This is a genomic window from Bacillus sp. LJBS06 (genome assembly GCF_016924995.1).
Classification (GTDB): domain Bacteria; phylum Bacillota; class Bacilli; order Bacillales; family Bacillaceae; genus Bacillus; species Bacillus stercoris.
The window spans coordinates 1504649-1524929 of record NZ_CP070483.1; the positions used below are offsets into that span (position 1 = coordinate 1504649).

Annotated in this window: 20 protein-coding genes, 2 pseudogenes and 1 riboswitch; of the genes and pseudogenes, 16 read left to right on the forward strand and 6 right to left on the reverse strand. The window is 42.3% G+C overall.

Going from position 1 to position 20281, the window contains the following annotated elements; genetic code table 11:
• Positions 1 to 81: 81 nt before the first annotated feature.
• On the reverse strand, positions 82 to 2181 hold the full coding sequence (clpE, locus tag JQX68_RS07805; protein WP_147771828.1) for an ATP-dependent protease ATP-binding subunit ClpE: 2100 nt from the start codon (positions 2179 to 2181) through the stop codon (positions 82 to 84).
• Between the two features lie 364 nt (positions 2182 to 2545).
• On the opposite strand from clpE, the gene JQX68_RS07810 reads away from it, so the two are divergent.
• The 5 genes from JQX68_RS07810 to queF all read left to right on the forward strand — a co-directional run bounded on the left by JQX68_RS07810 (position 2546) and on the right by queF (position 6228).
• The gene (locus tag JQX68_RS07810) at positions 2546 to 3589 is read left to right on the forward strand and encodes a YkvI family membrane protein (RefSeq protein ID WP_147771829.1); all 1044 of its coding nucleotides are present in this window, start codon (positions 2546 to 2548) and stop codon (positions 3587 to 3589) included.
• Between the two features lie 126 nt (positions 3590 to 3715).
• Positions 3716 to 3760, forward strand: a riboswitch (PreQ1 riboswitch).
• A 127-nt stretch (positions 3761 to 3887) separates the two neighbouring features.
• The gene (queC, locus tag JQX68_RS07815; RefSeq protein ID WP_071576690.1) at positions 3888 to 4547 is read left to right on the forward strand and encodes a 7-cyano-7-deazaguanine synthase QueC; all 660 of its coding nucleotides are present in this window, start codon (positions 3888 to 3890) and stop codon (positions 4545 to 4547) included.
• On the forward strand, positions 4540 to 4989 hold the full coding sequence (gene queD / locus JQX68_RS07820; RefSeq protein ID WP_080478214.1) for a 6-carboxytetrahydropterin synthase QueD: 450 nt from the start codon (positions 4540 to 4542) through the stop codon (positions 4987 to 4989). The genes queC and queD overlap by 8 nt, the downstream gene beginning before the upstream one ends.
• Positions 4982 to 5713 (forward strand): 7-carboxy-7-deazaguanine synthase QueE, encoded by a 732-nt coding sequence (gene queE, locus JQX68_RS07825; protein WP_040083300.1) that lies wholly within the window; start codon positions 4982 to 4984, stop codon positions 5711 to 5713. Before queD ends, queE begins: the two co-directional genes overlap by 8 nt.
• Before the next feature lie 17 nt (positions 5714 to 5730).
• Positions 5731 to 6228, forward strand: coding sequence for a preQ(1) synthase (queF, locus tag JQX68_RS07830; RefSeq protein ID WP_003218613.1), 498 nt, complete (start codon positions 5731 to 5733; stop codon positions 6226 to 6228).
• Between the two features lie 464 nt (positions 6229 to 6692).
• Here queF and JQX68_RS21710 read toward each other — a convergent pair.
• From JQX68_RS21710 to JQX68_RS07840, 3 genes and pseudogenes are all read right to left on the reverse strand, one after another.
• A pseudogene (locus JQX68_RS21710) lies at positions 6693 to 6919 on the reverse strand (helix-turn-helix domain-containing protein).
• Positions 6920 to 6987: 68 nt separating this feature from the next.
• A complete protein-coding gene (locus JQX68_RS07835) occupies positions 6988 to 7299 on the reverse strand; it encodes a hypothetical protein (RefSeq protein WP_205440616.1) in 312 nt (103 codons plus the stop codon).
• A 13-nt stretch (positions 7300 to 7312) separates the two neighbouring features.
• Entirely contained in the window at positions 7313 to 8746 is a 1434-nt protein-coding gene (locus tag JQX68_RS07840) for a lipase (RefSeq protein WP_425604096.1), read from the reverse strand.
• A 57-nt stretch (positions 8747 to 8803) separates the two neighbouring features.
• Between JQX68_RS07840 and JQX68_RS07845 the strand changes: the two genes are divergently transcribed.
• From JQX68_RS07845 to JQX68_RS07855, 3 genes and pseudogenes are all read left to right on the forward strand, one after another.
• Positions 8804 to 9121, forward strand: a complete 318-nt coding sequence (locus JQX68_RS07845; RefSeq protein WP_024716279.1) for a DUF1433 domain-containing protein — start codon at positions 8804 to 8806, stop codon at positions 9119 to 9121.
• Between the two features lie 810 nt (positions 9122 to 9931).
• A pseudogene (locus JQX68_RS07850) lies at positions 9932 to 10141 on the forward strand (tunnelling fold family protein); the annotation flags it as partial.
• A gap of 318 nt (positions 10142 to 10459) precedes the next feature.
• On the forward strand, positions 10460 to 10750 hold the full coding sequence (locus JQX68_RS07855; RefSeq protein WP_014663762.1) for a YkvR family protein: 291 nt from the start codon (positions 10460 to 10462) through the stop codon (positions 10748 to 10750).
• 122 nt (positions 10751 to 10872) lie between these two features.
• Here JQX68_RS07855 and JQX68_RS07860 read toward each other — a convergent pair whose 3' ends face one another.
• Positions 10873 to 11058: a YkvS family protein gene (locus JQX68_RS07860; RefSeq protein ID WP_003232446.1), complete on the reverse strand. Its 186-nt coding sequence runs from the start codon at positions 11056 to 11058 to the stop codon at positions 10873 to 10875.
• Between the two features lie 164 nt (positions 11059 to 11222).
• Here JQX68_RS07860 and JQX68_RS07865 point away from each other — a divergent pair, with 164 nt between their 5' ends.
• The 5 genes from JQX68_RS07865 to pfeT all read left to right on the forward strand — a co-directional run bounded on the left by JQX68_RS07865 (position 11223) and on the right by pfeT (position 16493).
• A complete protein-coding gene (locus JQX68_RS07865) occupies positions 11223 to 11417 on the forward strand; it encodes a hypothetical protein (protein ID WP_014663763.1) in 195 nt (64 codons plus the stop codon).
• 298 nt (positions 11418 to 11715) lie between these two features.
• On the forward strand, positions 11716 to 12342 hold the full coding sequence (locus tag JQX68_RS07870; protein ID WP_003232442.1) for a cell wall hydrolase: 627 nt from the start codon (positions 11716 to 11718) through the stop codon (positions 12340 to 12342).
• 117 nt (positions 12343 to 12459) lie between these two features.
• Positions 12460 to 13797, forward strand: a complete 1338-nt coding sequence (gene ykvU / locus JQX68_RS07875) for a sporulation protein YkvU (RefSeq protein ID WP_014663764.1) — start codon at positions 12460 to 12462, stop codon at positions 13795 to 13797.
• Between the two features lie 50 nt (positions 13798 to 13847).
• A complete protein-coding gene (gene stoA, locus JQX68_RS07880; RefSeq protein ID WP_095431420.1) occupies positions 13848 to 14345 on the forward strand; it encodes a sporulation thiol-disulfide oxidoreductase StoA in 498 nt (165 codons plus the stop codon).
• A gap of 234 nt (positions 14346 to 14579) precedes the next feature.
• A complete protein-coding gene (gene pfeT / locus JQX68_RS07885) occupies positions 14580 to 16493 on the forward strand; it encodes a metal-transporting ATPase PfeT (RefSeq protein ID WP_147771832.1) in 1914 nt (637 codons plus the stop codon).
• A 37-nt stretch (positions 16494 to 16530) separates the two neighbouring features.
• Here the strand turns inward: pfeT and JQX68_RS07890 are convergent, their stop codons facing one another.
• Entirely contained in the window at positions 16531 to 16734 is a 204-nt protein-coding gene (locus tag JQX68_RS07890; RefSeq protein ID WP_147771833.1) for a hypothetical protein, read from the reverse strand.
• 164 nt (positions 16735 to 16898) lie between these two features.
• On the opposite strand from JQX68_RS07890, the gene papB reads away from it, so the two are divergent.
• The 3 genes from papB to glcT all read left to right on the forward strand — a co-directional run bounded on the left by papB (position 16899) and on the right by glcT (position 20168).
• Positions 16899 to 17993, forward strand: a complete 1095-nt coding sequence (gene papB / locus JQX68_RS07895) for a di/tri-peptidase (RefSeq protein ID WP_147771834.1) — start codon at positions 16899 to 16901, stop codon at positions 17991 to 17993.
• Positions 17994 to 18273: 280 nt separating this feature from the next.
• Positions 18274 to 19239, forward strand: a complete 966-nt coding sequence (locus JQX68_RS07900) for a LacI family DNA-binding transcriptional regulator (protein ID WP_147771835.1) — start codon at positions 18274 to 18276, stop codon at positions 19237 to 19239.
• A 62-nt stretch (positions 19240 to 19301) separates the two neighbouring features.
• On the forward strand, positions 19302 to 20168 hold the full coding sequence (gene glcT, locus JQX68_RS07905) for a glucose PTS transporter transcription antiterminator GlcT (protein WP_014663771.1): 867 nt from the start codon (positions 19302 to 19304) through the stop codon (positions 20166 to 20168).
• The last annotated feature ends 113 nt before the right edge of the window (positions 20169 to 20281 follow it).

Consider the following 20281-nt stretch of genomic DNA (forward strand, 5'->3'; position numbering starts at 1 on the left):
TTCAGGGGAAGGGACGGTATTTTCTCAGTCAAGAGTATGAATGCATAAAAAAGCGGCTTCCTAAAAGGAAACCGCTAATTGTTAATTCGCTTGCACTTTGATTTTATCATCTTCTAAAATGACGTGAAAACTTGTGATCTCGCTGTTATCAAGCAGCAGATCAGTCATTTCATCCTCAACCCATTCTTGGATGGTTCTTCTAAGCGGACGTGCACCGAATGAAGGGTGGTAGCCAAGCTCAGCGATTTTTTCTTTCGCTTCAGCTGTCACATGCAAGCTGATGCCCCGTTCAGCCAATGTATCTTCAAGTTCTCCAAGAAGAAGGCTGACGATTTTGACCAGATGTTCTTTTTCCAATGAGCGGAACTCAATAATGCTGTCAAAACGGTTGAGGAACTCAGGTTTAAAGAACATGCTCAGTGAATCAATCAATGTCTGTTCTTCGATGACACTGTCATCTGATTGGAAACCGACTTTCGTTTGTTTTTCGCCAGCACCCGCATTGCTTGTCATAATGATCACAGTGTCTTTAAAGCTTACGGTTCTGCCTTGGCTGTCTGTCAGACGGCCATCTTCCATAATTTGCAGGAACATATGCTGAACGTCTGGGTGTGCTTTTTCAATCTCATCCAGCAACACAATGCTGTAAGGATTGCGGCGCACTTTTTCAGTTAATTGTCCAGCTTCCTCATGGCCGACATATCCAGGAGGTGAACCAATAATCTTAGATACGGCGTGTTTTTCCATGTATTCGCTCATATCGAGACGGATAATAGCGTCTTTTGTGCCGAACAATTCATCTGCCAATGTTTTAGAGAGCTCTGTTTTCCCTACGCCGGTAGGACCGACAAAGAGGAAGGAGCCGACTGGTCTGTTTTTGGATTTTAATCCGGCGCGGCTTCGTCTTACCGCTTTTGCCACTTTTTGAACAGCGGCTTCTTGTCCGATCACGCGTTCATGAAGTTTTGCTTCAAGCTCTTTCATTTTCGTTTGTTCGTCTGCCTGCAGTTTGCCGACAGGAATGCCTGTTTTTTGTTCAACAATTTCCTGAATGTGCTCAGCTTCCACAGTGACAGCGGTTTGAGCGGAGGAGCTGTTCAGTTTTTTCTCCAATGCGATTTCTTCATCACGGAGTTTTGCCGCCAGTTCGTAATTTTCTTCTTCAAGGGCTTTGGTTTTTTCGGCTTCAATTGCAGTTAAGCGTTCAGCCGCATCCTCATCATTCAGTTCATCGATTAACAGGTTGGCTTTTGAACCTGCTTCATCTAATAAATCAATTGCTTTATCCGGCAGGTGTCTGTCCTGAATGTAGCGGGATGATAACGTGACACATGCTTTGATTGCTTCATCACTGAATGTCACGCCATGGTACGCCTCGTATTTGTCTTTAATCCCTTGCAGAATGAGGATAGCTTGTTCAATTGAAGGCTCCTGCACCATGACAGGCTGAAAACGTCTTTCCAGCGCAGCATCTTTTTCGATTTGACGGTATTCTTTCAGTGTTGTCGCCCCAATGACTTGCAGTTCGCCTCTGGCTAGGGCCGGTTTGAGAATATTGCCGGCGTCCATTGATCCTTCTGCAGAGCCTGCGCCGACGAGAAGATGAATTTCATCAATGAAGAGAATGACATTTTTTCGTTCCTTCAGCTCAGTGATCAGCTGTTTCATTCTCTCCTCAAATTGGCCTCTGATCCCTGTATTTGCAACAAGGGATGCAACATCAAGCAAGTATAGCTCTTTGTTTTTCAGTTTGTTTGGAACATCGCCTTCAGCAATTTTTAAAGCGAGTCCTTCAGCGATGGCAGTTTTCCCTACACCCGGCTCCCCAATAAGAACCGGATTGTTTTTGTTGCGGCGGTTTAGAATTTCGATCACTCGTGCCACTTCATCATCACGGCCGATGACGGGATCGATGAGACCGGCTTTAGCACCGTTTGTAATATTTTGAGCCAGCTCATCAAGCAGCCCTTTTTTTCCGCTTTGTTTTGCTGTGCTCTGTTCTTTCGGCTGGAATGCCTGTTCAAAAGGAAATCCGAAAGGTTGAGGACCCATACTCATTGAAGGTTTACGGGTCAGTTCGTTATAACAAGTTTCACATAGAACCATCTGTTTATGAACGGAATTTATTTGCATGTTAAGGCGAATCGTCGCCTCGTTTTGATGACAATGTTGACAACGCATTTGCCAAAACCTCCTTAATAATTTGATCTTCTTTGACCAATGAAAGTGAATAAAAAGGTCTATTGAATTTGACCTTCTTTGACTATTAGTATATGGCAAACGTAACGGCATTCAAAACAATATGCTCAAAGCAACTTTGCTTTTTGACTATCTTTGACCAAATGTTTTTTTAAAAAGGCCAGTTTGTTTGACCAACTTTGATTAATAGTATACTCTGACCATCTTTGACTTTCAAGTCTTTTGCACAATATTTTTTAATTTGTTACAAAGTAAAACATGTTTTCTTCGTCTTTTCAAGGAACTTGTCTCATAGGTTATAAAAAGGCATCTATGGACAAAACTGCGGTTCGTTCGGAGGGGAGAAATGGAACAATCAAAAGGGTCTGCAGGTCAGCTTGCTTTTGTGTATGTCGGCACAGTAGTCGGAGCTGGATTTGCGACTGGCAGAGAAATTGTTGAGTTTTTTCTGAAGTTCGGCTGGTTCGGTTTATTCGGCATTCTCGTCAGCGGCGGAATGTTTACGTTACTGGGCGCCAAGCTGATGATCATTTCAAAGCGAATCAATGCCAAGTCATATCAAGAAATGAACATCTTTTTGTTCGGGACGACGGCTGGGCAGATTATCAATGTATTTATGCTGTTTGTTCTCCTCGGAGTTACATCTGTTATGCTCTCAGGAGCAGGGGCGCTTTTTGAGGAACAATTGGGGATGTCCGCTCAGATTGGGATGCTTATTACAATCGGTCTGAGCTTAATTGTGATGACCAGAGGAGTAAAAGGCATTTTCGGTGTCAATGTGTTTGTTGTTCCCCTTTTAATCATCTTTTCAATGATTGTGGTGGCCGACTCTTTTATATTCAGCGAATCACGAAACGCAGCTCAGTGGGTCTGGCCGCATCGCTGGGATTGGCTGTTATCAGCCTTTTCTTACGGGGCTTTGAATTTATCGCTGGCCCAAGCGGTTTTGGTTCCGCTGGCGAATGAAATGTCCTCGGAGAAAGTGATCAAAAAAGGCGCTTTAATCGGAGGCACGATGCTGACGATTGTGCTGTCCGCGAGTTTTCTGTCTTTGTCGACTCTTCCAGATGTATTTTTGTATGATATACCGATGGCGCAAGTGGTTTATCTTTTTGCAAGATCTGTCCATTTGATTTATTTACTCATTATTTTCGGAGAAGTGTTCACATCAGTTATCGGTAATTTATATGGATTAGAAAAACAAGTCCAGAGTTTTCTTCCAATAAAAAGCAAATATATCTTTGCAGCCATTATGATCACGGCTTATATCACGAGCCAAATAGGGTACGGCAAGCTCATTTCAACGATTTATCCCATGTTTGGCTATGTGAGTCTGGCCTTCATAGGCGCCTTGATTTGTAAAAAGGCTCCTCGGCGGCGCAGTTTATAACTATATATAAAGAAGCGAACCGTCACAATAGATCTTGAAGCGGGGACTGACTTTTTTATTGTCAAGAAAAACAACATTATGGTAAGATAGCAGAAGTGAAAAAATTGAAGAAAATCCGTGCGGTATGCGGGAGAGGTTCTAGCTACACCCTCTATAAAAAACTAAGGACGAGCTGTATCCTTGGATACGGCCTTTTTTATGTTTTTCTAGAGCACCTTCCGAAAAGGTGTTTTTTTGCGTGAATCAGCTGTAGCGATGTCTCTCGCCGATGTGTTTATTGCGGAGAAGGAGAGGAATCATGAAAAAAGAAAAAGCAATTGTCGTATTCAGCGGCGGTCAAGACAGCACCACATGCTTACTGTGGGCTTTAAAAGAATTCGAAGAAGTCGAAACGGTGACTTTTCATTATAATCAGCGGCATTCTCAGGAAATTGAAGTGGCAAAATCCATTGCGGAAAAGCTTGGTGTGAAAAATCATTTGCTTGATATGTCACTTTTAAATCAGCTTGCGCCGAATGCCCTGACTAGAAATGATATTGAGATAGAAGCAAAAGATGGCGAACTGCCATCCACATTCGTTCCAGGCCGCAATTTGGTATTCTTATCCTTTGCGTCTATCCTGGCATACCAAATTGGCGCGCGCCACATTATTACAGGAGTTTGCGAGACAGACTTCAGCGGTTATCCTGACTGTCGTGACGAATTCGTGAAATCTTGCAATGTAACGGTAAATCTGGCGATGGAGAAGCCGTTTGTGATCCACACGCCTCTCATGTGGCTCAATAAGGCGGAAACATGGAAGCTTGCAGATGAGCTTGGCGCGCTGGATTTTGTGAAAAACAACACGCTGACGTGCTATAACGGCATCATCGCAGACGGCTGCGGCGAATGTCCGGCATGCCATCTTCGTTCAAAAGGTTATGAAGAATATATGGTGATGAAAGGAGAGCGTGCATAAATTGTTATCTCAAATTTATCCGCAGGCCCAGCATCCTTATTCATTTGAACTGAATAAGGACATGCACATCTCAGCCGCTCATTTTATCCCTCGGGAAAGTGCGGGAGCGTGCAGCAGGATTCACGGGCATACGTATACCGTAAATATAACCGTTGCCGGCGACGAACTTGACGACTCCGGCTTCCTTGTCAATTTCAGCGTGCTCAAAAAACTGGTGCATGGAAACTATGATCATACGCTATTAAATGATCATGAAGACTTTTCTCAGGACGACCGGTATTCGCTGCCGACAACTGAAGTCGTGGCGAAAACAATTTATGACAACGTACAGGCTTATTTAGACACTTTGGAGAATAAGCCGGCCTGTGTACAGGTGTTTGTCCGTGAAACACCGACAAGCTACTGTGTCTACCGTCCGAAAAAGGGTGGTTTGAATGGCTAAAGGAATTCCTGTATTAGAAATTTTCGGACCGACGATTCAAGGAGAAGGCATGGTGATCGGACAGAAAACGATGTTCGTCCGAACAGCCGGCTGTGATTATTCCTGCAGCTGGTGTGACTCCGCCTTCACTTGGGACGGATCTGCTAAAAAAGATATTCGCTGGATGACGGCAGGGGAGATTTTTGCAGAGCTTAAGGACATTGGGGGAGACGCGTTTTCCCACGTGACGATCTCAGGAGGCAACCCGGCCCTGTTAAAACAGCTGGATGCTTTTATTGAACTGCTGAAGGAAAATAACATCCGTGCAGCGCTTGAAACTCAAGGGACCGTTTATCAGGATTGGTTTACGCTGATTGATGATTTGACAATCTCTCCAAAACCGCCAAGCTCAAAAATGGTGACGAACTTTCAAAAGCTTGACCACATTTTAACTTCACTTCAAGAGAATGATAGACAGCATGCTGTCAGCTTGAAGGTTGTCATCTTTAATGATGAAGATTTGGAATTTGCCAAAACGGTGCACAAGCGGTACCCCGGGATTCCGTTTTATTTACAAGTCGGCAATGATGACGTGCATACGACAGATGACCAGTCACTGATTGCACATTTACTTGGAAAATATGAAGCGCTTGTTGATAAGGTAGCTGTCGATGCGGAGCTGAATCTCGTCAGAGTGCTCCCGCAGCTGCACACCCTGTTATGGGGCAACAAACGCGGAGTATAGTAGAAAGGAAGATGAACATGACGACAAGAAAAGAATCAGAATTAGAAGGTGTAACACTGCTAGGCAACCAAGGCACAAATTATTTGTTCGAATATGCGCCGGACGTGCTGGAATCCTTCCCGAATAAACACGTAAACCGTGATTACTTTGTAAAATTTAATTGTCCTGAATTCACATCTTTATGTCCAAAAACAGGACAGCCTGACTTTGCAACAATCTACATCAGCTACATTCCTGATGAAAAAATGGTTGAAAGCAAATCATTAAAGCTGTACTTGTTCAGTTTCAGAAATCATGGTGACTTCCACGAAGACTGCATGAATATCATCATGAATGACTTGATTGAATTAATGGACCCGCGCTACATCGAAGTATGGGGCAAATTCACGCCAAGAGGCGGAATTTCCATTGATCCATACACAAACTACGGAAAACCTGGCACGAAGTATGAAAAAATGGCCGAATACCGTATGATGAACCATGATTTGTATCCGGAGACGATTGATAATCGTTAATTATTCCGTTGTGTGAAACGGAGTGTGAGACGAAGTGGAGTCACGGTAAAATCCGAACATTAAGCGTCAGTTTTAAGCGAAAATGTGACCCGGTCACAATTTGGCGGCCCTCTTGTGACCACACCGTGACCGAAAATATATAAATGTGTGACCACGATCCCTGTCTTTTAGACAGGGATTTTTTGGTTCGATTAGTTTTCAACATGATTATATGAAGTGATGCTTAGTTATTGTACGATATTTGCTCAGCGATTTGATTCGTTAACGCCTCGGTAGCGTCTTCGTGTGTTAATGCGCGATATACTTGGCTTTACATTACAGCGATATACGTATGAGCTAAGTAGTTAGAGGAGCTAAATCGGTATAAAATATAGCCGTATGAAAAAACGAAAAGCCCAGGCGCTAGACACATTTTAAACGCGCATTTCAAAAATTCACTTTGACTTATGAAAAAAGACGCCGATTTATTCAGCGTCCTCTTCCGTAGCATCTTCAATCTCGAATAATTCCTCGACCTCTACTTCGAGCGCCTTCGCAATTGAAAAAACGTGCTAATCTTCGTGGCGAGTGTTTTCTTATCGAATCGCGATATCGACCCTTGCGGGACACCCGATGCTTCAGCGAGCCTCACTTGCGTCCATCCCTTTGCCTTCATAACGGCATGTAGTCGTGGCGTAGCTTTTAATTTCATTTCGATCACCTCTGCGACGAACTGTCTATAGTCAACTGCTGGTTATCATTGATAATTAAAATGGCTTTTTATCTCGTTTTAAAGCTATTAACGAAAGTTTCTCCGTCGTTCTCCGCATTAACTATTAGCTGGGCACTTTCACTGATACGTTGAGCAAGTGCTTTTTGCGCTTTTCCATTGAAGCTGTATAAAAGGGCTGAATAAACGTCGTTTAATTCTTCCTGTAGCGAATTCATTTCGAACTTAGGTTTAAGATTTTTTCGAATCGTCTCTAGCTTAGTATTTGCCACTTGCGTCATACCTGCTTTTAACATTTGACGCTGCAGCTGTTTTCGCATTGGATCATCTTTATGTTCTAAAAGGTTATCTAACGTTGGCATTGCTTTGTCACTCCTATAATCTCAGCCAATTGGCAAGCATCTGATCTTTTTCTTCAAAATCGTCGGCGATTTTATTCAAGAAGCCGCCTATTTCTTCAAGGTCTGTAATCGCTGCTTGTAGTGAATCTATGAATGATTGTTCAGCTTGTGTGTCGTAAAATATCGGTCCTTTATCGTAAGACTGGGCTAAATCTTCTAACGTATTGGTTACATCCTGCGAATTAAGCTGATCATAAAAGCCATGCCCAACTTGACCGTAAAATTCCGTTTTTAGTTCAGCAACTTTTTCGTCGTGCTCTTGATAGGCATTCTGCGCTTCTTTTTTCATCGTTCTGAGATCCTCGACCATCGCGTCAACTTTTTCGGCAAGTTTTTTTGCACTTTTTGGTGTTACTTTAATGGCATCCCCGCCACCGATCGCGCCAGCCGGTAGCATTGCGTTTAAGTTTTTATCGTACACAAGCTCATCGCCGTTTACGTTCGTGATATTTCCGTTTTCATCAAATGTAAAGTTGGCTTCATTTAGACCGTGTGTATCAGGATTACGAAGAATAACAGTATCTATAAAGTAGACGAGGTTCTTTTCGATTTGGTCACCCCATCTTCCGCTCAGTCTTTGTTTGCGATTGATCTGTGAAAGTACAGGGTTTTTTGTGTAAATTGTGGTCCCGTTGTGGCGGTCATATTCGTTCCAATAACCAGCTCCGACCATATCATCCGGGTTGATAATAGACCTCACGTAAGGGTCGTACAAGCCATCGTTTATTTCTTCTTGCTTATTATCAGTATGTAGTTTGACGACAGAAGGGCTGTTAAACGCGACCCCATAAATATCATTGTTTACCGCACTGTATTCAGCCTCTGCGCCTCCGAGTGAATGACCTGTTGTTGAAACAATCGTCGATGTTCCGTTATACTTTCTTTTAACTTCTTTAACGAGTTGGTCTGCTTGGTCGATTTGCGTTGTTTTCGTAATGAGTTTATAGTTTCCGGTTGTAAGCATCGCGTCTTGGGAAGGTGTGCCGTTATATTTTCCGAGTGTTTTAGACGTATCCTTCGCATCCTTTTCAACGATATAATGAGCTTCTTTTTTGGGGTCGCTTCCAAAAACAATGTTGCCGCCGTCAGCTTTTGCGCCATCATTGATCGGGTCTTTTCCGAGATCAGTTCCTGCAAATGATACAACAACATTTTCTGGATTTTTGGATTTCACCCATTTGCCGTTTTTCTGTTCCGCTTGCACTAATACAACCGCGTCAAGCCCTGTGTCATCGTCTGATTTTATTTTGTCGACGTACCAATAAGTAGGATTTGAAATGGAAGAATTAATACGTATATAATCGTTGTTCTTTAATTTCTTTTTGAGATAATCATAGTTATAAGCACGCTGACTCATCCTATAATATGTTTCATCCGTAAGGCTTGAAGTCCTAATTTTCTTGCTCAAGATATACAACACCTTTCATGTCATGTAAAATAATGAAGGGAAAGGGATGATCTTTTTTTGAAAAAATACCTTATTATTCTACTATTGTTAATTATAACTGTTGGGGGACTGATTATGAAGCATCAATATGATGTGAAAAAGGAAGAAAGTGCTCTTTTTGAAAAAGCTAAAAGTAAAATGACTGAATACCTTCATAGTGAATACAAGGGTATAGAGAAAATTTCTTATTCCGAGGAATATTTTATTGATCCAACTGGTGGAATTACCGTTGAGGGATATCTTAATGGCGATAAAACAAAAGAGTTTGATGGTCTATATGATCCTGTTAGTGACAAAATAGGAAGCTCTTCTGTGGACGCAGAAGAAAAATCTTAAGACGCCACGCTGGCGTCTTTACTTTTGTGTTATACCTTCACTTGCCTCAGATAACGTGGACCATTTTTCTAAACCGCGAGCTACATGCGTACCTTTGTCTGCTATTGTCGCGTATGCTTCATATATTATTGGCTTCAAACACTCTAACCGATAGATCCCTCTCCTTAAAGAATAGTCATACTTGTTTTTCTCTTTCAGTTAACATTTTCGGAATGGAAATATCAGTTCTTACCGTGCGTTGCGACGAGATCTTGGGGCTTGGGTGGTCAGACGTCGATTTATTTCGAGCGGAAGATCCTAACGATTCGCCAAACCCTTTCGAAGATAGCCGATAAAGCTAATTACGGACTGGTTTCGGAAGCCAAGACGATAAACGCGTTTTGTACCGTTAATTTGCCGGATCGTTAGGTGGTATCACTTATTGCGCATAAGGGATAATCGATCATGAGCGGATCGTGCTCGGTGATAAATACGACGACAACGACCTGGTCGTATGTACGAAAAACGGAAGCTGGGTGCATCCGAATAATTTCCGGAGTTCATTTAACGTAACCCGCGATGGTTTAGGCTTACCGAAAATACCGTTAAAGGGACTACGCCACATTCACGTGACATATCTCGTTAGTATAAGAACGGTTGGGTCACGCGAATATTAAAACGACGCTCGGATCGTATAGTCACGTCTTGCCTTCTGCAGCGCTGAGTAGTCGAAAAGCGAGATCGTTTGATTGCGGAGTGTGACCGCAGTGTGACCGCAGTGTGACCGCAGTGTGACCGTAGGATTGACGCGGAATTTAAGCCCCATATATCCACGAAGACTGCATGAACATCATCATGAATGACTTGATTGAGTTAATGGACCCGCGCTACATCGAAGTATGGGGCAAATTCACGCCAAGAGGCGGAATTTCCATTGATCCGTACACCAACTACGGAAAACCTGGCACGAAGTATGAAAAAATGGCCGAATACCGTATGATGAACCATGATTTGTATCCGGAGACGATTGATAATCGTTAATGGTACAAAGATGTCCTTACATAGACGTGGGTAACACTACGTCTATTTTTGTTTTTTAAAGCTTCTTAGTTACCCGTTCTACACATCCTGATTATATAAAAAAGACGAGCGAATCCGGGGGGAATTCCACTCGCCGCTTTCTAATGAAAAGACGGGATGCTGGATGGCAGCTCGTCTGTTTTATTATAATTTAACGAACATATGTTTGTAAAGGTGTCTTTTCTAAAGAAATGGTGAACATAACGATCAGAACAGATTTATTGTGAACGTTCGTTAAGGTATGCTAAGATGCATGAACCGTAAAGGAGCTGATAAGAAGTGAAGACACTGCGATTAAACAATGTAACATTAGAAATAGCAGCATATCAAGAAGAAAACGAGCCGAAGCGCAAAATTGCATGTACCCTAAACGTTACGAGTGAGACTTACCATGATATCGCCGTCCTGTTGTATGAAAAAACGTTTAATGTCGAGGTTCCGGAACGAGATCTTGCTTTCCGGGGTGAAATGACAAATTATTCAACGTCATTGACCAACCTGTACGAACCAGGGGCCGTCAGCGAGTTCTATATAGAAATAACGGAAATAGACCAAAACGCCGATTCATAAATCGGTGTTTTTTATGTAAAAAAGCTGCCGGCCGGCAGCTTTTGAGAAAGCGAATTTCATATGTAAGGTGTTTAATTGTCCGTCTTGCAGTTTTTTTGAATCAATGTGGAAATAAGGAGGTTTTAATAGGAGTCTCTGATGATCTTATAATTTTTATGATTAACAACTGTCAATGAATCTAATTCAAGATCCCGATAGTTATCCATGATGGTTACATCAACGATAACAGAATTCTCATTTACTTTTTCAACAACACCGGTTAATCCGTTTTTAAATTCAATGACATTCCCAACCTTAGCGATTTTCACAAGCTTCCTCTCCTTTAAACATAATAATGCCTTTTGAAAGTATTTTGCAGTATTTTCATTGAGAAGTAAAGCGATAAGGAGTTTTATCTCCCTTATGAATTGTCCTGTCGCATTAAAGATGATATATTGATTTTCGTCAATAGAAAGAAAAGGGGGAATTTTCGTTGCATCCCGAAGAGATCACAGAAATGATTGAACAGCTGCGCACCGGCGCCATAAACGAACTGAGAGTCCAAAAAGAGCATTTCCTTGATTTCAGGGCTGTGTTATCTAAACAAGATGATTTTAAACATTTCCGAGGAATTGCCCAGCAAGGCGGAGATGTCATATTTCAATACTTAGAACAGCCAAGAAGCTGAAGGTTTCTCATATGTGAGAAGCCTTTTTATCATATATGACAGAATACAAGCCTTTTATTACGTCTGTCTGTAACAGATGTAAATAAAATGTAAAGTGTTATAAATGGATAAACATGTATCAATTTGACAATATTTATATAATTTCAGGCTGTTTTTCTGCCAGTAAGCAGTGAGTCATCCTCTTTATTCCATCCTGATGCCTCCTTGGGAGAGTTGGAAAATCTTTTTCCGTGAAAATGAATGGATCTCTTGTTAAGGTAATGAAGTGTTTTTTTGAGCACTTTAAGGAGGAAATTGTATGACAACGAAATTCACTGCTCTGGCTGTTTTTCTTCTTTGTTTCATGCCTGCAGCCAAAATTGAGCATACACAAGCTTCACTACTGAGCGCAAAGAAGACAAAACATGAAGAAGCGAAATGGCTTACACATATAGATCGAAATACGAATGAATCCTTCCCTTCACTGTCTGCTGATAAGGACAAGAAAATAAAACCGATTAAGCTATCAGCACACACTGAAAAGAAAGAGAAAGATAAACCGGACAAAACAAATGATGAGAAAGAAACATATACACAGTCTGAAAAAGAGTTGCTGTCCCGTCTCGTTCACGCAGAGGCCAAAGGAGAATCATATAAAGGCAAAGTCGCTGTAGCAAGCGTTGTACTGAACAGAACGGAGAAAAAAGGTTTTCCTGATACGATTAGAGGAGTTATCTATCAGAAAAACGCCTTTGAACCGGTCGCAAACGGCAGCATTAATCAAAAGCCTGACAAAGAATCGATTGAAGCTGCCGAAGAAGCACTGTCCTCAAAAAATAGAGAAACAGATGCCATCTTCTTTTATAATCCGAAAACAGCGTCAGATAATTGGATTCGTTCAAGAAAAATCGTCGAAAAAATCGGCAGACACGTTTTTGCCGTTTAAGCATAGAGGAGACAATAGGTCTCAACTGTGCTTTTTTTCATATAAAGAGTAAAAATAAAATAATTTTTGAACTTGTCTCATATGATGTTGGTAGTACAAGAGACAAGGAGAGACATCATGAATCGATTTGTGAAAGGGATCATTCTTCTATCCATTGCCGCCTTTTTCGCTGAATGCCTTGAATTTGTCGTAAATATGATTTTGGCACGAGAGCTTGGCGAGCATGGGATGGGGCTTTACATGAGTATTTTGCCCACGATCTTTTTAATTATTGTCATCGCGAGCCTGGAACTGCCGATATCCATTTCTAAATTCATTGCCGAGTCAAATCCTAAGCTTCATGAAAGCATGCTAAGGCACGCTTTTAGAATGACAGCCATTTTCACCGCTTTTTCTACTGCCGCCGCTAGTATTGCGCTTCCGTTTATTCCGGTATTTGATACATACCACCCGTTTATTAAAGGGATTGTCATCGGCTTAATTCCTGTTGTCGCCTTTACTTCGATCGCCAGAGGCTACTTTATGGGTGTGCAGAAAATGGGGAAAATCGCAATTGCCAATGTGCTGAAAAAAATCATCCAGCTCTTGTGCTTATTCATCTTTTTTCAATGGTACTCATTTGAATTGGACATGGCTGTGCTGATTTCCTTGTTTGTTTTAGTTGTGAGTGATGTGGTCGTGCTTGTTTATTTATATTCACAATTTATTATGGCAAGGCGTGCGGTATCCGGCCAGCAGCACATTCATTTGCGCGGAAAGGATGTAAGAAAAAGGCTGCTTGCCGTTTCAATTCCTACTACAGGATTGCGCATTTTTCATGCTGTTGTCAACGCAATTGAACCCTTTTTAGTGAAAGGAGCGCTTTTGGCTGCGGGCGTTGCCGGGACAGCGGCGATCGATCAATACGGAATGCTGGCTGGAGTGGCTGTGACGATAGGTTCGTTCCCTGCATTTATTGCCCATTCGTTAATGGTTGTCATGATACCAAGTATTTCGGAAGCTTATGCACTTTCACAGTATGACATCGTGTTAAAAAGGCTGAAGCAGTCGATTTTCATTACATTAGGTTACGGTATACCGGCTGTCTGGATCATGTTCCAGTTTGCGGGACCTCTCACACATTTGTTTTTTCACTCTCCTGAAGCGCAGTATTACTTGCAGCTGTTGTGGCCTTACTTTCTCTTTCATCTGTTTGTCATGCCGCTGCAGGCGTGCTTAATCGGAATGGGCTTTGTGAAAGAGGCTTTTTATCACAATGTGTGGAGCCATATCGTTGCGCTGAGTATGATGTATGTACTGGGGTCAATGGAGAATCTGCAAATGCTCGGGATTATCCTCGGGATGAACACTGGCATGATTCTTTTGACGAGCCTGCACTATGCCACGATCTGCAAAGCACTGCAAGTATCTGTATTGCTTACGGGCGGGAACAGAGCGCCGCGAATTGAAGGATGATAAAGGAATAGCAGGGGCAAGCTAATTGAAAAGCATGAAAGGAAGATTCCATGTTGACGAAGCGCTTGCTTACTATATACATTGTGTTATTAGGGTTGATTGCATGGTTTCCAGGTTCGGCACAAGCCGAGGGAAAACAGCCTGCTGTTCCCGCTGTTTTTCTTATGAAAACGATAGAAGGGGAGGACATCTCGATTCCGAATAAAGGGCAAAAAACAATTCTCCATTTTTGGACATCATGGTGTCCGCCTTGCAAAAAGGAGCTTCCACAGTTTCAGTCGTTTTATGATGCCCATCCATCCGACAGCGTAAAGCTGGTCACGGTGAATTTAGTGAATTCGGAACAAAATCAGCAAGCCGTTGAAGACTTTATTAAAGCAAACAAGCTGACGTTTCCGATTGTCCTTGACTCAAAAGGGGAATTGATGAAGGAGTATCATATCATCACGATCCCAACATCATTTTTGCTGAATGAAAAGGGAGAAATTGAAAAAACAAGAATTGGCCCGATGACGGCGGAACAACTGAAGGAATGGACGGAAGAATAGCTGAGAGCATAGACTCTCAGCTTTTTTCATTAAGGGAAGAATTGAGAATGTTAATGATAATTATTATCAAAAAGAAATTAAAATAATTATAATTGAAATTCTATTCTTACGTGCTATAATAAAGGAAGACATCAAAAAATAACTGACGATAAAGCTGCCTTTTGGGCGGCGATTTTGTTTTTTATAAGAGAAATGAAGATGATTTACGTTCTCAATTAGAGAGGAGAATTCGATATGAATGAACAAGTTATCGTTCAACGCGATCCGCACGAGCCATTGAAAACAGACAAGAGAGAAAAAAACTGGGCGCAGCACGCAGAGCTTATTGCAGCACTTGTATCAGGCGCCCTTATCTTGGCTGGCTGGCTCTTATCCGGCCATCAAGTATTATCTGTAACACTTTTCTTGTTGGCTTTTGTGATCGGCGGATTCGCTAAAGCAAAGGAAGGAATCGAAGAAACGCTCGAATCCAAAACGCTGAATGTAGAACTTTTAATGATTTTCGCTGCTATTGGCTCCGCCTTGATTGGATACTGGGCAGAGGGCGCTATTTTAATATTTATTTTTTCCTTAAGCGGAGCTTTAGAAACATACACAATGAATAAAAGCAGCAGAGATTTAACGTCTTTAATGCAGCTTGAACCTGAAGAAGCAACATTGCTGATCGATGATGAAACCAAAAGAGTTCCGGTTTCAGACTTGCAGGCCGGTGATATGATTGTGATCAAACCTGGAGAACGAGTAGCAGCAGACGGTATCATTGAATCGGGCTCGACAAGCCTTGACGAGTCGGCATTAACAGGTGAATCAATGCCTGTAGAAAAAAACACAGGCGACGCTGTATTCACAGGGACGGTGAATCGCAATGGATCCTTGACTGTTCGTGTCACGAAAGCAAATGAAGATTCGTTATTCAGAAAAATTATCAAACTGGTTGAATCAGCGCAAAACAGTGTATCACCCGCACAGGCTTTCATCGAACGATTTGAAAATGCTTATGTGAAAGGTGTGTTAATTGCGGTGGGGCTCCTGTTATTCATCCCGCACTTTGCGTTGGGCTGGAGCTGGAGTGAAACCTTCTACCGCGCAATGGTGTTTATGGTTGTCGCGTCACCTTGTGCGCTTGTCGCCTCTATTATGCCGGCGGCGTTGTCCCTGATTTCAAATGGCGCCCGTAACGGTATGCTTGTGAAAGGAAGCGTCTTTCTTGAACAGCTGGGCTCTGTGCAAATGATCGCCTTTGATAAAACTGGTACTGTAACAAAAGGCCAGCCGGCCGTTGAGACGATCAGAATAGCAGAAGGGTTCAATGAAGCGGAAGTTCTTGAGGCTGTCTATGCCATCGAAACGCAATCAAGCCATCCGCTTGCCCAAGCCATAACGGCGTACGCTGAAAGCCGCGGCGTGAATCAGTCCGGCTACATATCTATAGAAGAAACATCAGGGTTTGGCGTTATGGCAGAAGTGTCGGGCGCGAAATGGAAGGTCGGTAAAGCAGGTTTTATCGGCGAGGAAATGGCAGCACAATTTATGAAACAGACAGCATCAGATATCATTCAAAGCGGCCATACGATTGTATTTGTGAAAAAGGATGATCAAATAGCGGGCTGTATTACACTGAAGGACCAAATCAGGCCTGAAGCAAAAGAGGTCATGGAAGAACTGAACCGACTTGGGATTAAAACGGCCATGCTTACAGGAGATCACGAGGACACGGCTCAAGCGATTGCCAAGGAAGCCGGCATGACAACTGTTGCGGCAGAATGCCTGCCTGACCAAAAAGTGAATGAAATCAAACGTTTAAAAGAAGAATTCGGAACGATAGCAATGGTTGGTGACGGAATCAATGATGCGCCGGCGCTCAAAGCGGCGGATGTCGGCATTGCGATGGGCGGCGGAACAGATGTAGCACTTGAGACCGCTGATATGGTCCTCATGAAAAACGACTTGAAAAAGCTCGTAAACATGTGCCGCTTGTCACGGAAAATGAACAAGATCATTAAACAAAATATCGTGTTTTCTCTAGCTGTGATCTGTCTGCTGATTTGTGCAAACTTTTTGCAGGTGATGGAATTGCCATTTGGCGTGATTGGTCATGAGGGAAGTACGATTTTGGTCATACTAAACGGATTAAGACTCCTAAAATAAAACCAGCAGCCCCATCAGGCTGCTGGTTTTTTATGTATCAAGATTTCCCTTCATTTTTGTCTTTGGCAGATCTTTTCGTAACCAGGATGAGAGCGAGAATGCAGCAAAGAAAACCCGCTGCACAGCCTATAATTGAGCTGTAATAATAAAAGCCCACCATCTTCATTCCGATAAAAGGAGCGGAAATTCCCAAAATCGTTAAGAGCATAACTGCTTTTCGCCTGAAAAAATTCATCAGCAAACGGAACAACCCCCTGCGATTGAACGTTACTGTCAGTATACAGGAAGCGGAGCAGGAAATAACATGCATCGGAAAATGAAGGCTTTGTGAAAGGCAAACATCTGCAAAACCTGATACAATGAAGGGTAGAACAATGCATTGCAAATGGCGGGGAGGAACAAGAAGTGAATAGAATACAACGCGTCTCTTCATGGCTGAAGGAAGCGGGGCATACTGCCGCATTTATTCATACGAAAGAAAATGTTTTTTACTTAACCGATTTTTACACAGAGCCGCATGAAAGATTAATGGGGTTATTTATTTTTCAAGAAGAGGAGCCTTTCTTTATTTGTCCAGGAATGGAAGCAGGACAGGCCCGCAACGCAGGCTGGAATTATGAAATCATTGGCTATGCTGATCACGAAAATCCGTGGGAGCTGATAGAGAAAGCCTTGAAAAAGCGAAATATCAGCATACATACGCTTGCGGTAGAAAAGGATTCCATCTCGCTATCACGCGCTGAACAGCTGAAGCATTCGACGGGCGGGGCTCAATTTGTTTCAGCAGAAGAAACACTCAACCAATTTCGCCTGATTAAAGACGACAATGAAGTTCGTTTGCTGAAAGAGGCGGCAAAGCTTGCGGATTACGGTGTTGAAGTCGGTACAGCCGCTTTGCGTGAAGGCATTAGTGAAGTGGAAGTGCTCGCTCAAATTGAGTATGAGCTGAAGAAAAAAGGAATTCAAGGCATGTCTTTTTCGACAATGGTTTTGTTCGGAGAAAAATCAGGCCAGCCTCACGGAAATCCTGGTACAGCCACGTTAAAGAAAGGTGATTTTGTTTTATTTGATCTCGGTGTTATTCTTGACGGCTATTGCTCTGATATTACAAGAACGTTTGCATACAAAACCATCAACCCGAAGCAGGAGGCGATTTACGAGACTGTGCTTCAAGCGGAAAAAGCCGCGATTGAGGCAAGCAAACCCGGTGTCAGAATCGGAGATCTGGATTTGACAGCCCGCGGAGTCATCGAAAAAGCGGGATACGGTGACTATTTTCCTCACCGGCTTGGACACGGACTCGGAATTTCTGTCCATGAGTACCCATCAATGAGTCAGGCTAACGATACGCTTCTGCAGGAAGGCATGGTCTACACGATCGAACCGGGAATTTATGTGCCTGAAATCGGCGGCGTGCGCATTGAGGATGACGTTCATGTAACTAAGGACGGGGCAGTTGCCCTGACACAATATCCGAAGGAATTAATCATACTGCCGTAACAGGAAGTAAAAAAGGACTTTGTTCGAGACATCGTCCTTTTTTATCTGCATTAAATAAAAAAATCATCAAAAGTTCGAAATGGTTTAATTTCATGTTTTTGGTTGAGAGGTTTTACAGCAAGACAGCTGCCGCCGAGAACAGTGAGACATAATCCAATTAAAATGAAAAAACCCATGTGATCTTCTCCTTTCAGCAAAAAACATAAAATATGTCTGGTACGTTCCTATCATATTGTATGAAACGCATTCCAGATCAAGGGATTTAGAAAGAAGGGAATCTATGGCTAATATTAAAGACATTGCAGAAAAAGCCGGTGTCTCCGTTACAACGGTTTCCCGGGTGATAAACAATCATCCGTACGTTAGTGAAGACAAAAGAAAAAGAGTGCTTGAAGCGATGGAGGCATTGGAGTACACGAGAAATATTCACGCTGTCCATTTGTCGAAAGGATTTTCAAACATGATTGGTGTTGTCTTGCCGACGGTTAGCCTGCCATATTTTGCAGAGCTGATTGCAGGAATAGCTGACGCAGCCGTGGAATCCGGGATTCACCTCTCTTTATTTCAAACAAACTATGAGGTCCAAAAAGAAATCTTTGCGCTGTCTCAATTAAAACAGCGACAGGTTGACGGCCTGATTTTTTGTTCAAAGGCACTTGCTGATGAGAAACTCATGGAATGGGAGGGCCCGATATTGCTATGCCAGAATTCAGATATTGGCCGTTTCCCAACCATCAGCATTCCACACCAAGAAGCATTCCGGAACGGCTTGGACTATTTAATTGCCAAAGGGCACAAAAAAATAGCGATCTGTTTGGCAAGAAAAAAAGGCATGAACAGCCATTTTCGAATCAAAGCCTATAAAGAAGCATTGGAAGAGATCGGGGAGGCATTTCGTGAAGACTGGGTAGTTGAGAAAGCGATTACAATCAATGATGGGAAGGCGCTTTTTCATAAATGGAAAACGTGGAAGGAAAAGCCGACGGCTATTTTTGTTGCCAATGACCAAGTTTCAGCAGGACTTTTTCTTGAAGCAAAGAATCAGCGGGTATCAGTACCGGATGAGCTTGCGATCTTAAGTGTTGATAACCACGAAATCAGCCAAGCGCTTGGAATCACAACGATCGATATTCAAACAAAGGAAATGGGAAAACAGGCATTTGCCATGCTGGAAAAAAGAATTCAAGGTCAGCCGATTGAAAGGAAGGTTTTGGATTACCAACTCATCGAAAGATCGACTGTTTAGTGAAAGCATCGAAAAAAGGTTTGACGTGCATTCCGTTCGTTATGTACGATATGAGGTATTGAATGACAAAGGAGCTGAGGATCGTGAATGGGTCCTTCACAGTGAAAAAGGTACTGAATAATAATGTATTAATTGCTTCTCATCATAAATACAGCGAAGTCGTTTTAATCGGAAAAGGTATTGGTTTCGGAAAAAAACAAGATGATGTCATTGAAGATAAAGGCTACGATAAAATGTTCATTTTAAAAGACGAGAAGGAACAAAAGCAGTTTAAAAAGCTCCTTGACTATGTTGATGAAAAGCTCGTTGATATTTCGAACGATGTCATCTATCACATCAGCAATAGGACTAATCACTCATTAAATGAACATATTCATATTGCGCTGACAGACCATATCGCATTTGCGATCAAAAGGCAGCAGCAGGGATTTGATATGAAGAATCCATTTTTAATGGAGACTCAGTCACTATACCCTGAGGAGTACCAAATAGCTAAAGAAGTCATAGAGATGATCAATGAAAAAGCGGGAATCTGCCTTCCTGAAGGGGAGATTGGTTTTATCGCTCTGCATATCCATTCAGCGTTGACAAACCGCCCGTTGTCTGAGGTCAATCAGCACTCGCAGCTCATGGCGCAGCTTGTCGAAGTGATTGAAGACTCATTTCAAATGAAAGTAAATAAGGAAAGTGTCAACTATTTGCGGCTGATCAGGCATATCAGATTTACAATAGAAAGAATTAAAAAAGAAGAACCGACTAAAGAACCAGAAAAATTAATGTTCTTATTGAAAAATGAATATCCGCTATGCTACAATACAGCTTGGAAATTGATTAAAATCTTGCAGCAAACATTGAAGAAACCAGTTCATGAGGCGGAAGCGGTTTACCTAACGCTTCATCTGTACCGATTAACCAATAAAATTTCATAAATTCAGTTTAACCTTATAACGTGTTACTGATCCGATCAGGCATGAGTGATTGAGGGGAAAAAAACGGGAAGTTATTCTCGTTCTTTTGCGCACCCAATTTTGCTCATGCCCTT

Coding starts and splice junctions, on each gene's coding strand:
- JQX68_RS07810 (WP_147771829.1), top strand. CDS start 2,546: ATGGAACAATCAAAAGGGTCTGCAGGTCAGCTTGCTTTTGTGTATGTC.
- JQX68_RS07835 (WP_205440616.1), bottom strand. CDS start 7,299: ATGCCAACGTTAGATAACCTTTTAGAACATAAAGATGATCCAATGCGA.
- pfeT (WP_147771832.1), top strand. CDS start 14,580: ATGAATGAACAAGTTATCGTTCAACGCGATCCGCACGAGCCATTGAAA.
- queF (WP_003218613.1), top strand. CDS start 5,731: ATGACGACAAGAAAAGAATCAGAATTAGAAGGTGTAACACTGCTAGGC.
- JQX68_RS07870 (WP_003232442.1), top strand. CDS start 11,716: ATGACAACGAAATTCACTGCTCTGGCTGTTTTTCTTCTTTGTTTCATG.
- clpE (WP_147771828.1), bottom strand. CDS start 2,181: ATGCGTTGTCAACATTGTCATCAAAACGAGGCGACGATTCGCCTTAAC.
- ykvU (WP_014663764.1), top strand. CDS start 12,460: ATGAATCGATTTGTGAAAGGGATCATTCTTCTATCCATTGCCGCCTTT.
- stoA (WP_095431420.1), top strand. CDS start 13,848: ATGTTGACGAAGCGCTTGCTTACTATATACATTGTGTTATTAGGGTTG.
- queE (WP_040083300.1), top strand. CDS start 4,982: ATGGCTAAAGGAATTCCTGTATTAGAAATTTTCGGACCGACGATTCAA.
- queC (WP_071576690.1), top strand. CDS start 3,888: ATGAAAAAAGAAAAAGCAATTGTCGTATTCAGCGGCGGTCAAGACAGC.
- JQX68_RS07900 (WP_147771835.1), top strand. CDS start 18,274: ATGGCTAATATTAAAGACATTGCAGAAAAAGCCGGTGTCTCCGTTACA.
- glcT (WP_014663771.1), top strand. CDS start 19,302: ATGACAAAGGAGCTGAGGATCGTGAATGGGTCCTTCACAGTGAAAAAG.